The sequence below is a fragment of the Aliivibrio sifiae genome, from assembly GCF_002954715.1.
Classification (GTDB): domain Bacteria; phylum Pseudomonadota; class Gammaproteobacteria; order Enterobacterales; family Vibrionaceae; genus Aliivibrio; species Aliivibrio sifiae.
On the sequence record NZ_MSCP01000001.1, the window covers coordinates 2,357,905 to 2,372,807 of the forward strand.

General features: G+C 39.3%; 13 protein-coding genes. 10 read left to right on the plus strand and 3 right to left on the minus strand.

Features of this window, described 5'->3' with window-relative positions:
• The first annotated feature begins 114 nt into the window (after nt 1-114).
• The 4 genes from metJ to BTO23_RS10595 all read left to right on the plus strand — a co-directional run bounded on the left by metJ (nt 115) and on the right by BTO23_RS10595 (nt 5,206).
• On the plus strand, nt 115-435 hold the full coding sequence (metJ, locus tag BTO23_RS10580; RefSeq protein WP_005421050.1) for a met regulon transcriptional regulator MetJ: 321 nt from the start codon (nt 115-117) through the stop codon (nt 433-435).
• Nucleotides 436-553: 118 nt separating this feature from the next.
• A complete protein-coding gene (locus BTO23_RS10585; RefSeq protein ID WP_170066714.1) occupies nt 554-2,575 on the plus strand; it encodes an alpha-amylase family glycosyl hydrolase in 2,022 nt (673 codons plus the stop codon).
• A gap of 390 nt (nt 2,576-2,965) precedes the next feature.
• On the plus strand, nt 2,966-4,309 hold the full coding sequence (locus BTO23_RS10590; protein ID WP_060992614.1) for a carbohydrate porin: 1,344 nt from the start codon (nt 2,966-2,968) through the stop codon (nt 4,307-4,309).
• 72 nt (nt 4,310-4,381) lie between these two features.
• A complete protein-coding gene (locus BTO23_RS10595; RefSeq protein ID WP_105063470.1) occupies nt 4,382-5,206 on the plus strand; it encodes a MalM family protein in 825 nt (274 codons plus the stop codon).
• Nucleotides 5,207-5,304: 98 nt separating this feature from the next.
• On the opposite strand, the gene BTO23_RS10600 is transcribed toward BTO23_RS10595, so the two are convergent.
• Nucleotides 5,305-6,552: a malic enzyme-like NAD(P)-binding protein gene (locus tag BTO23_RS10600; protein WP_061012877.1), complete on the minus strand. Its 1,248-nt coding sequence runs from the start codon at nt 6,550-6,552 to the stop codon at nt 5,305-5,307.
• Nucleotides 6,553-6,786: 234 nt separating this feature from the next.
• Nucleotides 6,787-7,005: a 50S ribosomal protein L31 gene (gene rpmE, locus BTO23_RS10605; RefSeq protein ID WP_061004742.1), complete on the minus strand. Its 219-nt coding sequence runs from the start codon at nt 7,003-7,005 to the stop codon at nt 6,787-6,789.
• Nucleotides 7,006-7,243: 238 nt separating this feature from the next.
• Between rpmE and priA the strand changes: the two genes are divergently transcribed.
• From priA to hslU, 5 genes are all read left to right on the plus strand, one after another.
• Nucleotides 7,244-9,445, plus strand: a complete 2,202-nt coding sequence (gene priA / locus BTO23_RS10610) for a primosomal protein N' (RefSeq protein ID WP_170066715.1) — start codon at nt 7,244-7,246, stop codon at nt 9,443-9,445.
• Nucleotides 9,446-9,640: 195 nt separating this feature from the next.
• Nucleotides 9,641-10,648 (plus strand): DNA-binding transcriptional regulator CytR, encoded by a 1,008-nt coding sequence (gene cytR, locus BTO23_RS10615; protein WP_061004745.1) that lies wholly within the window; start codon nt 9,641-9,643, stop codon nt 10,646-10,648.
• A gap of 177 nt (nt 10,649-10,825) precedes the next feature.
• The gene (locus BTO23_RS10620; protein WP_061004747.1) at nt 10,826-11,401 is read left to right on the plus strand and encodes an SPOR domain-containing protein; all 576 of its coding nucleotides are present in this window, start codon (nt 10,826-10,828) and stop codon (nt 11,399-11,401) included.
• Nucleotides 11,402-11,582: 181 nt separating this feature from the next.
• Nucleotides 11,583-12,107 (plus strand): ATP-dependent protease subunit HslV, encoded by a 525-nt coding sequence (hslV, locus tag BTO23_RS10625; RefSeq protein WP_060992620.1) that lies wholly within the window; start codon nt 11,583-11,585, stop codon nt 12,105-12,107.
• 22 nt (nt 12,108-12,129) lie between these two features.
• On the plus strand, nt 12,130-13,464 hold the full coding sequence (hslU, locus tag BTO23_RS10630) for an ATP-dependent protease ATPase subunit HslU (RefSeq protein WP_061004748.1): 1,335 nt from the start codon (nt 12,130-12,132) through the stop codon (nt 13,462-13,464).
• Between the two features lie 99 nt (nt 13,465-13,563).
• Here hslU and BTO23_RS10635 read toward each other — a convergent pair whose 3' ends face one another.
• A complete protein-coding gene (locus BTO23_RS10635; RefSeq protein WP_060992622.1) occupies nt 13,564-13,965 on the minus strand; it encodes an OsmC family protein in 402 nt (133 codons plus the stop codon).
• A gap of 245 nt (nt 13,966-14,210) precedes the next feature.
• On the opposite strand from BTO23_RS10635, the gene crp reads away from it, so the two are divergent.
• Nucleotides 14,211-14,843: a cAMP-activated global transcriptional regulator CRP gene (gene crp, locus BTO23_RS10640; RefSeq protein ID WP_005421074.1), complete on the plus strand. Its 633-nt coding sequence runs from the start codon at nt 14,211-14,213 to the stop codon at nt 14,841-14,843.
• Nucleotides 14,844-14,903: the final 60 nt, after the last annotated feature.

Below are 14,903 nucleotides of genomic sequence, written 5' to 3' on the forward strand. Positions count from 1 at the left end.
AAAATGAGACGTCAATACTTCTAGACGTCTATATATCTTTGCTTATAGCCGTAAATATCGCTAGAATTAGCCTATCCTATTTTAAACAACAATAATTCAGAACGAAGGTGAGCAATGGCTGATTGGAATGGTGACTATTTAAGTCCTTATGCCGAGCATGGTAAAAAAAGTGAACAGGTAAAAAAAATTACCGTGTCAATTCCAACGAAGGTACTACAAATCCTTACAGATGAGCGTACTCGTCGCCAAGTAAGTAACCTACGTCACGCAACAAACAGTGAATTATTATGTGAAGCGTTTCTTCATGCTTACACAGGCCAACCTTTACCTACAGATGAAGACTTACGTAAAGATCGCCCTGATGATATTCCAGCAGAAGCTAAAGCATTAATGACCGCAATGGGCATTGAATTCGAAGCATTTGATGAAGAATAAGTAACTCTTTATCTCCTCCTGCTGTCTCCTCCTTATTTTAAACAAATTAGGAGGATTACATTTCTATTTGCTTATTAAATAATCACAGTGCCCTACTTATAATTATAAAGGACTTACTGTGAAAAATAAGATAGCAAAAACAGCAATAGCACTCGCTATTACTTCTATATTGAGCGCATGCAGCTCAACCTCAGAAACAACACAAACGACCCCTGCATATCAATGCAACCCTCAAATGATGGAAGAAAGCAACCATTTACGCATCTATCAAATCATGGTGGAAAGCTTTGTTAATGGTGATAGTAGCATTGGTCATGGCACCGGTTATGGACCAAGCCATCATAATGGTGATCTACAAGGAATAATTGATTCATTAGATTACATTCAATCACTAGGTATGAATGCTATTTGGATGACGCCTATTTTTGAATCTGCACCAATTGAAGGTCAAGACTATTGGGCTGATAAGTTGGATGCAACCGGCTATTTCGCGACTGACTTTTTCAAAATTGATCCTCGCTTTGGCACATTAGAAAAGGCAAAAGAATTAGTAGAAGAAGCACATAAACGCGGGATCTATGTCTTATTTGATGGTGTATTTGGTCATCATAAAGAAGGACTCATTAAGCCATCACCATCTGGCTTATTACCGAGTGGCAACAATAACCCAGTAAATTACCCTGAGAGCGAAGACTTTTACTCTGAAGTCGCCGCTTATTGGATATCAGAATTAAAGATTGATGGCTGGCGATTAGATCAAGCTTACCAAGTCCCAACTGAATCTTGGATAAACATCAGAAAATCCGTTGATAGCGCATCAAAAAACACAACATATACGAATAATAAAGGCGAACAAGTAAACCCTCTCGGTTACATGGTGGCAGAGATATGGAATAACGAAAACTACATTACAGAGACAGGTTATGGAGAAGAAGGGAACCCTGCATTATGCTCTGCATTCGATTTTCCTTTGCGCTTCCGAGTGACTGAAACTTTTGCGGTCAATGAGAGTAACGTTGGAAATAAAGGGGGAGAATGGTTGAATGAAGGGATGGAAATGCATGAACTTTACCCTTCTCATGCAACACCAAACCTAATGTTAGGAAATCATGATGTCGTTCGTTTTGGTGATTTATTGCAGCGCGGTGATATTGCAGAACCAAATGACAGTAATTATTGGTTACGTCATAAAGCAGCCCTTTCATTTCAAGCAGCTTATACCGGTCCTATCACTCTTTATTACGGAGATGAAATTGGCGATCAAGTTGATGGTTTCTCTAATAAAGAAAATAAAGATATCTGTGCTACTAAAGGATTATGTGATGACCATATCGCCCGCTCATCTGCCAAAATTGATGGACTAACCACAACACTAACCCCTGCCCAACTCAACTTAAAGAATTACGTCACTAAGTTAATGAATTTACGTATTGAAAATCCGGCGTTATCTGAAGGTGTTCGAACCAATATTATCGCTAATAAGGCGATATATGTAGACCATAAACAAACAGAGAATAATGCAATTATATTTATGGTTAGCACTCAAGAGCGAAGCCAAACCCTTTATCTTGAAGCTGAACAGATAGGATCAAAAGGTAATTTAGTCGATTTACTAACTAACCAAAAATTCAGCCCCATTGAAGGGATATATAACATTCCGTTATCTAACTTTGAAAGCCGATTTTTAAAAATAGAAGAACCAAATGCAGCAGGTCCTAAAGCGACAGAAAAAGAAATCGCTCTGTATGGCAGTGGTTTTATGGCTCAATGTGATAATCCGACGATACCTGATACTAATGCCCCAATAAAAGAGACGTTATATCTCGTAGGTGATTTCTCCGATTCTCGCTGGAGTCATAAAGCACAACGTGCTTACCAATATAAAGGAAATAATGTTTATCAAGTGGTAGCAAATGAAAAGCGTGGGCCTTATAAAATGCAATACGCAACTAAAGATTGGGCTTCGCAATATACTGCCGATGGCTTATCTCCTAAGTTAGGGCAAAGTAATTCCTTAATTAATGGTGGTTACGGACAGGATACAGCTATCTATCTTCCTAAGGACGGAAATTATGTATGGAGTTTAGAATTTACTCCTCAAGGAAAACCGAAATCAATGATGGTTTCTAAGTGTAAGTAAGCGAATAAAAACTGAACTAACTCTAGCTAATGAGGTCTATTATTAGCTAGATCACATTTCTGATTATTTCTAATTTTCTCTCTTTTCTCCATTTTTGCATTATTTCCAATTTCAAAATATCTTCCTACGTGACTCTTCTCTCATAAATAAATCTAATCCCTCCTACCAAGTGTGATAGTTATCAACAGAAGACCTGTTACCTAATTCCCTCATCCCTCAGCCTACGCCCTCACTTTTATAAAAGAAGGAGGAGTTACATATCGTGATTTATTTTTAATCTGTCTCTCGTTCAATAACGACGACGATGTTTACTTTACTTCCCTACACTGCCTTAGTTGAGTAAATATTTTCAAATCAAAATATCCTTTAAAAAGGAAATAGGATTTTAAGATGAAAATGAATAAATACACTTTGCTTGCTGCCGCTGTTTCTACAGCATTACTTTCAGGTGCAGCATTCGCTGAAACAGAAGTTGCATTAGATGTTATCTCTGGTGATGAAGCCGCACCTAAAGTTGAAAAAGTTAATGGTACTGATGTAATTGCAGATGGTTGGGAAGTACACGGTTACGCGTCGATGAACTTCCGTATGGTTGATGGCGAAACAGTAGATACTGAATTTGGTAAACCAGATTACAAAACAGCAGGTACTCACGGAAAAAGTACTAACCAAGTTGAATTCGTAATCAAAAAACACACCGAGCATGCAAATGGTGTTTGGTCTGACTTTGTTGTACGTTCTGAATACGGCAATGGTAACTCTTACGCTTATTCATCTCCAGGTAGCCAAAAAGACAACACAACAGCACAATTTGAAATCAAAGAAACTTTTGTTGAGATTGGCGGGCTATCATACTTAGGCGAGGACACTTCTATCTGGGGTGGTCAACGTTATCTAAACCGTTCTGCAAGTGCTCTATCTGGTGAGTTCTGGAAACAATCATCAGGTGTTGGTGCTGGTATCCAAACTAAGATCGCAGGTAACACAGCAGGTTTTGCTATTGTTGCAGCTGATACAGATGGTGATATTAATAACGGTCCAGGAGCAGACGGGCGACAAACACTAACATCTCATGACTTATACTATTACGGTGTTGATGTTGGGTTTGGTAGCTTAGATTTTGATTTCAAATACATTACTCAAGCTAACGTAACTGACGATGATGGTATCGGTGCTTCTATCACATTAAACTCTAGCTACTACGGCTTAGATGGTTGGTCACAAACCGCTATCGCTTACGGTAAAGGCGCAGCTCAAAACCGTGGTGTAAACTTTGGTAGCTGGTCAGGTGGTGATGACAATGCTGAATCAATTTTCTTCACTTCTGGTGGTGTAGTTAACATCTCTGAAAACTGGCAAATGGGTTCTGAAGTAACATACTTTGCTGCATTGGATGAGTTATTTGGTGCTAAAGATCTGAAACGCTACATTGTTGCAGCGCGTCCATCATACAAAGTAAATGATAATCTACGCTTAGAAGCGACTGGGTCTTATGCTCACGAAGAAGGTGCTGAAGGTTACTGGGGACGCACTGGTGATGATCTGAAGAGTGATATTATTAACGTTGAATTAGCTGCCGCATTTACTGTTAACGCTGATTACTTTGGTCGTCCACAAATCAAACCATATGTGAGCTACATTACTGCTGACGATGAAGCAAGTGCTAAACAAATTGGCATTAAAGATGGTAAGTCTGAAACAATTATCGGTGTTCACACTGAAATCTGGTTCTAATTACTTTAAAATTAAAGGCAGCCACATCGGCTGCCTTTTTGCGTTTATTTATCGAAATCATGGAGAGTCTTGATGAACACCAAAAAATTATTACTTAGCTTACTTGTCGGGCTTTCTTTAACCGCATGTTCTTCAACTAAAGCCATTCAAGAACCAATCGTTCCTATAGCCTCTTCAGAAGTGTGTTGCAGTGACTTTACTCAATTCCCGTGGATACAACTTAACAGTACTGAAGAGATCGATTTTCAATTAGATGCTGATTCTCCTATTGGTCATTTCTCTGATGGAAATAGTTATTTTAATGCTTTTAAATTATCAGAACGTTCAGGAAAAGTGCAATTACGTCTTTCTAGTTTAATGATCAACGATTCGGTAGTTGCTCCGAAACTAATTGCTCTTGATGACCAATTCAATATTGTTAGTACGACAAGTTTAGATCAATTTGATATTAAAACGTCTGATGCTTTTACTCGTACTCAATTTCAATTAAATTTTGACCTTGATGCTTCGAAAACACCTTATTTTATTATTTATTCATCAGAGGCTTATTTAGGCCAATCAATAAAAATAAAGCACCCAGCAAGGATAAGAGCTGAAGAGCTAGGTGAAGCAATGCCAATGGTGACCGATCCTACTTATACCTATAAGCGCTTTGGAAAACTAAAACTATCAGTAAAAACACTGTCTCTACAGGCCTATAAGGTACCAAAAAAACAAGTAAAACCTATTACTCCATTAGCTCAACCAGAGACCCAAACGTTTTACAAAAACGCTATTATTGAAGCTGTAAATACAAACGATATAACGAAAGCTCTTGCCTTATTGGAAGAAGCAAAAGCATTAGGAATTAAAGACGCTGAAACTGTTTTTGTTAAAGCATTAGAAAATAAAAAATAATAACTACTATTAACTTCAATAACTAACCCTCAATAAAAAAGCTTCCTCATCAATGATGTAGGAAGCCTTTTTTATGCTCTAAAAAAATAAAAAGCGACTTACGCTTCCATATAGTTCTCAGGCATTTCAATTCGAGCTACGCCAGAATCAACCGCTGCTTGTGCTACTGCTTTAGCTACACGAGGAAGTAAGCGAGGATCCATTGGTTTAGGAATGATGTAACCTTTACCAAATTCTAGTGCATCAACACCTGCTGCTTTTAATACTTCAGCTGGTACTGGTTCTTTTGTTAACTGACGAATAGCTTCAACTGCTGCTAATTTCATTTCATCGTTAATCACGCTTGCACGAACATCCAAAGCACCACGGAAAATGAATGGGAAACAAAGTACATTGTTTACTTGGTTCGGGTAATCAGAACGACCCGTACCCATGATCAAATCATCACGCACTTCATGTGCAAGCTCTGGCTTGATTTCTGGATCAGGGTTTGAACATGCAAATACAACTGGCTTATCAGCCATTAATTTTAGAGCTTCTGGTGGTAATAGGTTCGGACCTGATACCCCTAAGAATAAATCTGCACCTTCAATAACATCTTCAAGCGTACGCTTATCGGTGTTATTAGCAAAACGTTGTTTATATTCATTAATATCATCACGACGAGTGTGAATTACGCCTTTACGATCCAACATATAGATCTTCTCACGCATTGCACCACACTTAATCAGTTGCTCCATGCATGCAACCGCTGCCGCACCAGCACCAAGACATACAATGATTGCATCTTCTAACTTTTTGCCTTGTAGCTCAATCGCATTCAACATACCAGCAGCAGTTACAATAGCAGTACCATGCTGATCATCATGGAAAACAGGTACATCACAACGCTCAATTAGACGTCGCTCAATCTCAAAACAATCAGGGGCTTTGATATCTTCTAGGTTAATACCACCAAACGTGTCAGCAATATTCGCAACCGTATCAACAAATTCATCGATAGTGCGATGCTTTACTTCGATATCAATAGAATCTAGGCCAGCAAAGCGTTTAAAAAGTAATGATTTACCTTCCATCACAGGTTTTGAAGCTAAAGGACCTAGATTACCTAAACCAAGAATGGCAGTGCCGTTTGAAATAACAGCAACCATGTTACCTTTAGATGTGTACTTATAAACATCATCTGGATTTTTGGCGATTTCACGTACTGGCTCAGCAACACCAGGACTGTACGCCAGTGCTAGATCTTCTGCGGTGTTTGCAGGCTTAGTCAGTGCAATTTCAATTTTACCCGGAGTTGGATAAGCGTGATAATGGAGAGCTTGTTCGCGAAAATCTTCAGACATGGCGGTTTTCCTGAATGCTAATAATTATAAGAGGATTGTTTCAAAACAGTGAATAGTATAATAGTTGATCTAGCTCAAACTTCATAGTCCTCACTTACAGATCCTACCAACAAAAATGTGGCCTTTAATGAAGGATATTATTCCTTTATTTAAAACAAGAAAGTGATGTTTCTCTGAATTTTAAGCATAAAAAAAGGAGCCCTATAGGACTCCTCTTTTATCGGAAATTGGTAATTATTTCTTAGAACCAATTGCACCGAAACGTTTGTTGAAACGATCAACACGGCCGCCAGTATCAACGATACGTTGCTTACCAGTGTAGAACGGGTGACATTTGTCACATACGTCTAGGTGGATTGTTTCTTTGCCTAGTGCAGAGCTGAATTCGAACTCGTTACCGCAAGAACAAGTAGCTTGAACAGCTTTGTATTCTGGGTGGATACCTACTTTCATGGGGAAAACCTTATAATTTAGGCCGTGTCGCTATCCGAATCTAAGCCGAACACCACACGTAGTTTAACAAAAATAATAAGCGTAAATAGATTACACTTACTTAAGGTCGCGTATAGTAATGAATCTGAAGCGATCAATCAACTAATCTGTTACTTTTTTCACCGATTATTTTACTCCGTTGCGATATTCTTATCTAAGAGTAGACTATTCCTCATATTATTCCTTACTGATGTTAGTCATGCCGTATTCAATCGCACATGTTGCACTGCCTGTTCCTCTTGATCGTACGTTTGATTACATAATCAAACCAGGTCAAACACCTGCCATTGGTGGCCGTGTAAAAGTGCCTTTTGGTCGTCAGCGTTTAATTGGTATTGTCGTAAAACTAAGTAATGAATCTGAATTTTCTCGTGAAAAATTAAAAGGGATTGATGCTGTTCTTGATAATGCTTCATTATGGCCAGCACATCTCTATAAGTTACTTAATTGGAGCAGCACTTATTACCAATATCCATTAGGTGATACCTTAGCTAATGCAATGCCTGCATGGCTACGTAAAGGAAGAGAAGCTAGTTTTGCCGCACTTAAAGCATGGCAAATTACTGAGCTAGGAAAAAACCAAGATCTCAATAAGCTCACTCGGGCACCAAAACAAGCCAAAGCTCTTAATTTAGTGCGCCATCAGCAATGTAGCCATGAGCAAATGTTAGAAGATGAGATCACCGCTGCCACCTTAAAAGCCGTTGCAGATAAAGGATGGATTGAAGAGATATCTCTTGCACCTAAACCAACCAATTGGCACCGCAATGTCGAAATAACCCAAGAAAAACCTCAACTCAATGAAGAACAAGCAATTGCAATTGCAACCGTTAACTCTAATCCTGAGTTCGGTTGTTATTTATTGGATGGTGTTACGGGCTCTGGAAAGACAGAAGTTTATCTCCAATTATTAGAACCTATCTTAAAAGCGGGTCGCCAAGCACTGATCTTAGTTCCTGAGATAGGCTTAACCCCACAAACGATTAATCGGTTTAAGCGTCGCTTTAATGTGCCTGTAAATATGATCCACTCAGCACTCAATGATACTGAGCGCTTAAATGCATGGCTAGCTGCTCGAGATAACCACGCAGGTATCATTATTGGTACTCGCTCTGCTCTCTTCACACCTTTCCATGATCTCGGGATCATCATTGTAGATGAAGAGCATGATGCTTCTTATAAACAACAAGACAGCATGAGATACCATGCCCGTGATTTAGCAGTGATGCGTGCGAACTTAGATAACATACCAATTATTTTAGGCTCTGCGACTCCTGCACTAGAGACGATCCATAATGCCAAAGTAGGTAAGTATCATCACTTAACATTAACGAAACGGGCTGGTACTGCAATCCCCGCTCGTCATGGTGTCTTAGATGTAAAAGGTCTATATCTAAATAGTGGATTATCAGCACCTCTAATAGCTCAAATGAGAAAGCATTTATCTGAAGGAAATCAGGTAATGCTATTTTTAAATCGTCGAGGCTTTTCCCCTGCTCTGATGTGCCATGAATGTGGTTGGATGGCTGAATGTAAGCGTTGTGATGCCTTCTATACTTTTCATCAACATAGCAACGAGATTCGTTGTCATCATTGTGGCTCACAACAACCAATTATTCATCAATGCCAAGGGTGTGGTTCAACTCAATTAATTTCAGTTGGGGTCGGTACAGAGCAGCTTGAAACACAACTCATGAATCTATTCCCTGAGTACAAAACCGTTCGTATTGATAGAGACAGCACTCGCAGAAAAGGCAGCTTAGAGAGCTATTTAGAAGCCATCAAAAATAACGAATATCAAATACTCATTGGTACTCAAATGCTAGCAAAAGGTCACCACTTTCCTAATGTTACACTCGTTGGGTTAATTGATGTAGATAGCTCATTATTTAGCAGTGACTTTCGAGCCCCTGAGCGACTAGCACAACTATTTATTCAAGTTGCTGGGCGTGCCGGTCGAGCAAGCAAACCTGGTGAAGTTATCTTACAAACCCACCACCCTGAACACTCTTTATTACAAAGCCTATTACATCAGGGCTATGGGCACTTTGCTGAGTACGCTTTACAAGAACGAAAATTTGCACAATTGCCGCCCTACACTCACTTATCTCTGTTTAGAGCAGAAGCAAATAATAATGAGAATGTAGAACAGTTCTTACGACAAGTTCGTGATATTTTAGAAAGTCATCCACAATTTCACGATGCAACGCCAGTTCTAGGGCCAATTCCTGCACCTCTGGCAAGGCGTGCAGGAAAATATCGTTGGCAGTTACTTTTTCAAGCACCAAATAGAACCGTAATGCAATCAATGTTACGTGGGGCTAAAACAGCAATTGAATTATTACCATTGGCAAAAAAAGTACGTTGGACTTTAGATATAGAACCACAAGACCTTAGTTAAAGTAAGGCTTTGTTGGTGGAAGTTTATTCTTTAAATAGAAAACAATCGACCCTGATGTGAGTCAGTTCACAATCCAGATGTAATTTTTGTTAAACGCGCCGTATTTAAATCTTTATTTTACACATAAAATATCTCTTCAAATAATTAGAGCAATCGTTTACTTTAGATTTAAAGACAGTTGGGAGAGGAATATATATGGCGACAATGAAGGACGTTGCTTTATCGGCAGGTGTATCAACAGCTACCGTATCACGAGCACTAATGACGCCAGAAAAAGTATCATTATCAACCCGTAAACGCGTAGAAGGCGCCATCGTAGAAACTGGTTATTCTCCAACAACATTAACGCGTACATTACGTCGTAATGAATCAAAGACCATTGTAACGATTGTTCCTGATATCTGTGACCCTTACTTCAGTGATATTTTACGAGGTATTGAAGATACCGCTGTTGAAAATGGTTATGTTATTTTAGTGGGTGATAGTAGCCAACAGAAAAAACGCGAACAATCTTTTGTAAACCTTGTTTATACCAAACAAGTCGATGGCATGGTTTTGCTCGGTTCTGATCTTCCTTTTAATGCCAGTCGCCAAGAGCAAAAGAACTTACCTCCTCTTGTGATGGCTTGTGAATATGCACCAGAACTCGAATTACCAACCGTTCATATCGATAACCTAACGGCAGCATTTGAAGCGGTAAATTACCTAACTAAATTAGGCCATAATAGAATTGCTGAACTATCAGGGCCTGAAGACTCTGCACTGTGTCAATTTAGACATCAAGGTTATCAACAAGCGTTACGTCGTGCAGGCATTACAATGAACAATTCATATGTGCATTACGGTAACTTCACTTTTGAAGCCGGAGCAACTGCAATTGCTCAACTACTTTCGCTTTCGTCTCCACCTACGGCCGTCTTTTGTCATAATGATATTATGGCAATTGGAGCAATTCAAAAAGCAAAACAAATGGGCTTCCGTGTTCCCCAAGATATTTCTATCATGGGTTTTGATGACATTGAATTCTCACAATATTGCGATCCACCACTAACAACTATTTCACAGCCTCGCTATGAGATTGGTCGTCAATCTATGCTTATGCTTTTAGATTTACTAAAAGGGCATGATGTTCGTTCTGGCTCTCGCTTACTTGAATCCTCTTTAGTACTTAGAGGAAGTACTGCGCCACCGAAAAGCCGATAAAGCAAAGCATTAAACCAACATAAAAAGAATCAACACACAAAAGTCATTCTTATAAGACGATGAATCTGTCTAAATAGTGACTTTTTGCGTACTTTTTTACACAAGTACTGGTATGCGTTCATACAACTGATTACCATAACGTATTCTCTCTGTAATTCTGTATAAAGTAAAAGTACTGTGGCCAATAAAGATTATGTAAAACGTGGACGATCTCCTAAGAAAGCGACAAAGAAACCAGCCAAGAAAAAAGGGGCTAAACAACCTGTATCTAATGGTGCTACACCATGGAAAGCAGTTGCTGTTGCAGCTCTCTTAGTCGCTGTGTTTGGTTATGCCCTTTACTTTCTAAATGACTCTCCTACACCTGAGACAAAATCAACGGTGACCGAAGTTGTTCCAGTTAAAGCTAAAAAGAAATCTAACACGGAAGAGATACCTCCAATGCCAGAAGAGCAATGGAGCTATATGGATGAACTACCAAATAAAGAAATTGAAGTTGAACAAAAAGAACTTAAAGTTTCTGAAATCCCTTATATCATGCAATGTGGCGCTTATAAAAATCGCTCACAAGCCGAAGAACGTAAAATGAACATTGCGTTCCAAGGGCTAACTTCAACGGTTAGGCATGCAGAAGGAAGCAGCTGGTTTAAAGTAGTTTTAGGTCCGTATAAATTTAAACGTGATGCTGAAAAAGATCGCCATAAATTACAACGAGCTAAAATAGAGCCATGCGCTATCTGGAAAGATCAGTAAAGCTCAGCATAAAAAATCGTAATAACATCACACATTTCCCAAAAGGAGCACATCAAGTGCTCCTTTTTCTATTCTACTCATCTTGAAAACCAACATCATCCCCCCCATTACAATAGTAATAATCATAAGGATTAATGTAAGAGTCTCACTAAATTACATCATCGAATAAGAGGTTTTACTCGTGACTACAATAGTTTCTGTACGCCGTGAAGGCAAAGTCGTGGTTGCTGGCGATGGCCAAGCATCTCAAGGTGATATGATCGCAAAAGGTAACGTAAAAAAAGTACGTCGCCTCTACAATGATTCCGTTCTAGTTGGCTTTGCTGGTAGCACTGCTGATGCATTCATTCTGTTTGACCTGTGTGAACGAAAATTAGAAATGCACCAAGGCAATTTAACCAAAGCTGCCGTTGAACTCGCTAAAGAATGGCGTAGCGATCGCGCTTTACGCCGTCTTGAGGCAATGTTAATTGTTGCTGATAAAACAACGTCTCTAATCATTAGCGGTACTGGTGATTTAATTAATGCCGATAATGACCTTCTTACCATTGGTTCTGGTGGCTATTTCGCCCGTTCTGCAGCAACAGCATTATTAGAGAACACAGAATTAGATGCACGTGAAATCGCAACTAAAGCATTAACTATTGCTGGTGATATTGACGTCTACACTAACCATAATCATACCGTTGAAGAATTGAACGTTTAACGACAGATAATAAGGAATACCCATGTCTGAGATGACTCCTCGTGAAATAGTACACGAACTAGATAGCCATATTATTGGTCAAGATAAAGCAAAGCGTTCAGTAGCGATTGCCTTACGTAACCGCTGGCGTCGTATGCAACTTAACCCTGAGTTGCGTGCAGAAGTAACACCAAAAAATATCTTAATGATTGGGCCTACTGGCGTAGGTAAAACTGAAATTGCCCGTCGTTTAGCAAAATTAGCTAACGCCCCTTTTATTAAAGTTGAAGCGACTAAGTTCACTGAAGTGGGTTATGTTGGCAAAGAAGTTGATAGCATCATTCGTGATTTGACTGATGTTGCTATCAAAATGACTCATCAGCAAGCAGTAGAAAAAGTGAAATTCCGTGCTGAAGAGCAAGCTGAAGATCGTATCCTCGATATCTTATTACCACCAGCACGTGATGCATGGGGTAAAAATGAAGAAGGCGATAACGACTCTGGTACTCGCCAATCTTTCCGTAAAAAATTACGTGAAGGAAAACTAGACGATAAAGAAATCGAAGTCGATGTTGCAGCTCCTCAAGTTGGCGTTGAAATCATGGCTCCTCCTGGTATGGAAGAGATGACAAACCAACTTCAAGGTATGTTCCAAAACCTATCAGGTGGTGAAACAACTAAAAAGCGTAAGATGAAAATCAAAGATGCGCTTAAAGCCCTAGCTGAAGAAGAAGGCGCTAAATTAGTTAACCCTGAAGAGTTAAAAGAACAAGCTATTTTCAACGTAGAAAACCACGGTATCGTCTTTATTGATGAGATTGATAAAATCTGTAAAGGCTCAAACTCGCAGTCTGGTGATGTATCTCGTGAAGGTGTACAACGTGATCTGCTCCCACTAGTTGAAGGCAGTACAGTAAGTACTAAGCACGGTATGGTAAAAACAGATCATATGTTATTTATCACTTCAGGTGCATTCCAAATGGCTAAGCCATCGGATCTTATCCCTGAATTACAAGGTCGCTTACCAATTCGAGTTGAGCTTGAAGCATTAACTGCGAATGACTTTAAACGTATTCTTACGGAACCAAATGCATCGTTAACAGAACAATACATCGCTTTATTAGCGACAGAAAATGTTAATCTTGAGTTTACTGAAGATGGCATTACTCGTATTGCAGAATCAGCATTCCAAGTAAACGAAAGCACAGAAAACATTGGTGCACGTCGTCTACATACAGTGATGGAACGTCTAATGGAGGAGATCTCTTACGACGCATCTGAAAAAGATGGTGAGAGCCTAACCGTAGATGCTGATTACGTTACCTCTCGTTTAGGAGATCTGGTCGCTGACGAAGATCTAAGTCGCTTTATTCTATAATTGACGACTAATACTAGTAATTATCCGTTCATTATTACTAGTTAAAAAATAAAGCCTCATACATCAAAATGTGTGAGGCTTTTTCTTTGGAAAAGAGAGCTAAGCAATCACTTCCCAAGAATGCGTCATCTCAATGCCTTCACCTAGCATTAAACACACCGAACAATATTTCTGTAATGAATCAGCAGTAACTCGCTCAACCACTTTAGGATCGAGATTATCTCCACTCACTTCAAAATGAATATTAATATGGGTAAACAACTTCGGCGCAGTTTCACGACGATCACTTGATAACTTAGCAACACAACCAAGTACCGCTTGATTTGCTGATTTCAGGCCATCAACAACATCAACAGAACTGCATCCTCCAGCGGCCATTAACACTAATTCCATCGGGCTTGGGGCTTTTTCTCCCCCATTACCATCCATAACAACAGAGTGACCTGATTGAGATTGACCTAAGAAAGTAAATCCATCAATCCATTTAACTTCAGCATTCATAAAAGCCTCTTTACTACATAAAAGGAAAACTCGTGATCCATTTCACGAAACTGTGCCCTTGGTCGCACTATTCATACGATCAAAGTCAAGAAATCGGTTGCGAAACAGGGTATGATTTTATCAATTATCTCAACGAACATGCAGCCTTGTTCCGATAACCATATTGTATAGGCCAAACTGATATTTGGCTCAGTTATTTTAAAATGGACATCGCCTACTTGGCAAACGCAGAGGAAGTATAAAGTATGGTTCTAGGTAAACCTCAGACAGATCCAACATTAGAGTGGTTCTTATCTCATTGTCACATTCATAAGTACCCATCAAAAAGTACTTTGATTCACGCTGGTGAAAAAGCTGAGACTCTTTACTACATCGTAAAAGGTTCTGTTGCTGTACTTATCAAAGATGAAGAAGGAAAGGAAATGATCCTTTCTTACCTTAACCAAGGTGATTTCATCGGTGAACTTGGCTTGTTTGAAGAAGGTCAAGAACGTTCAGCATGGGTTCGTGCAAAAAGCCCTTGTGAAGTAGCGGAAATTTCATTCAAGAAATTCCGTCAACTTATTCAAGTAAACCCAGATATTCTGATGCGTCTTTCAGCTCAAATGGCAACACGTCTACAAATCACTAGCCAAAAAGTAGGTGATTTAGCATTCTTAGACGTAACCGGCCGTATCGCTCAGACTCTACTGAATCTAGCTAAACAACCAGATGCTATGACTCACCCAGATGGCATGCAAATTAAGATCACTCGTCAAGAGATCGGTCAAATTGTAGGTTGTTCACGTGAAACTGTTGGCCGTATCTTGAAGATGCTTGAAGAGCAAAACTTGATTTCAGCACACGGTAAAACAATTGTAGTTTACGGTACTCGTTAATTTAACGCTTACCATAAATAAATAAAAACGCAGCTTATTGGCTGCGTTTTTTTATGCCTA

What these genes read in the sequence shown, in the direction of transcription:
- metJ (WP_005421050.1), top strand. Translation starts at nt 115, where the DNA reads ATGGCTGATTGGAATGGTGACTATTTAAGTCCTTATGCCGAGCATGGT.
- BTO23_RS10590 (WP_060992614.1), top strand. Translation starts at nt 2,966, where the DNA reads ATGAAAATGAATAAATACACTTTGCTTGCTGCCGCTGTTTCTACAGCA.
- BTO23_RS10595 (WP_105063470.1), top strand. Translation starts at nt 4,382, where the DNA reads ATGAACACCAAAAAATTATTACTTAGCTTACTTGTCGGGCTTTCTTTA.
- BTO23_RS10600 (WP_061012877.1), bottom strand. Translation starts at nt 6,552, where the DNA reads ATGTCTGAAGATTTTCGCGAACAAGCTCTCCATTATCACGCTTATCCA.
- rpmE (WP_061004742.1), bottom strand. Translation starts at nt 7,005, where the DNA reads ATGAAAGTAGGTATCCACCCAGAATACAAAGCTGTTCAAGCTACTTGT.
- priA (WP_170066715.1), top strand. Translation starts at nt 7,244, where the DNA reads ATGCCGTATTCAATCGCACATGTTGCACTGCCTGTTCCTCTTGATCGT.
- cytR (WP_061004745.1), top strand. Translation starts at nt 9,641, where the DNA reads ATGGCGACAATGAAGGACGTTGCTTTATCGGCAGGTGTATCAACAGCT.
- hslU (WP_061004748.1), top strand. Translation starts at nt 12,130, where the DNA reads ATGTCTGAGATGACTCCTCGTGAAATAGTACACGAACTAGATAGCCAT.
- BTO23_RS10635 (WP_060992622.1), bottom strand. Translation starts at nt 13,965, where the DNA reads ATGAATGCTGAAGTTAAATGGATTGATGGATTTACTTTCTTAGGTCAA.
- crp (WP_005421074.1), top strand. Translation starts at nt 14,211, where the DNA reads ATGGTTCTAGGTAAACCTCAGACAGATCCAACATTAGAGTGGTTCTTA.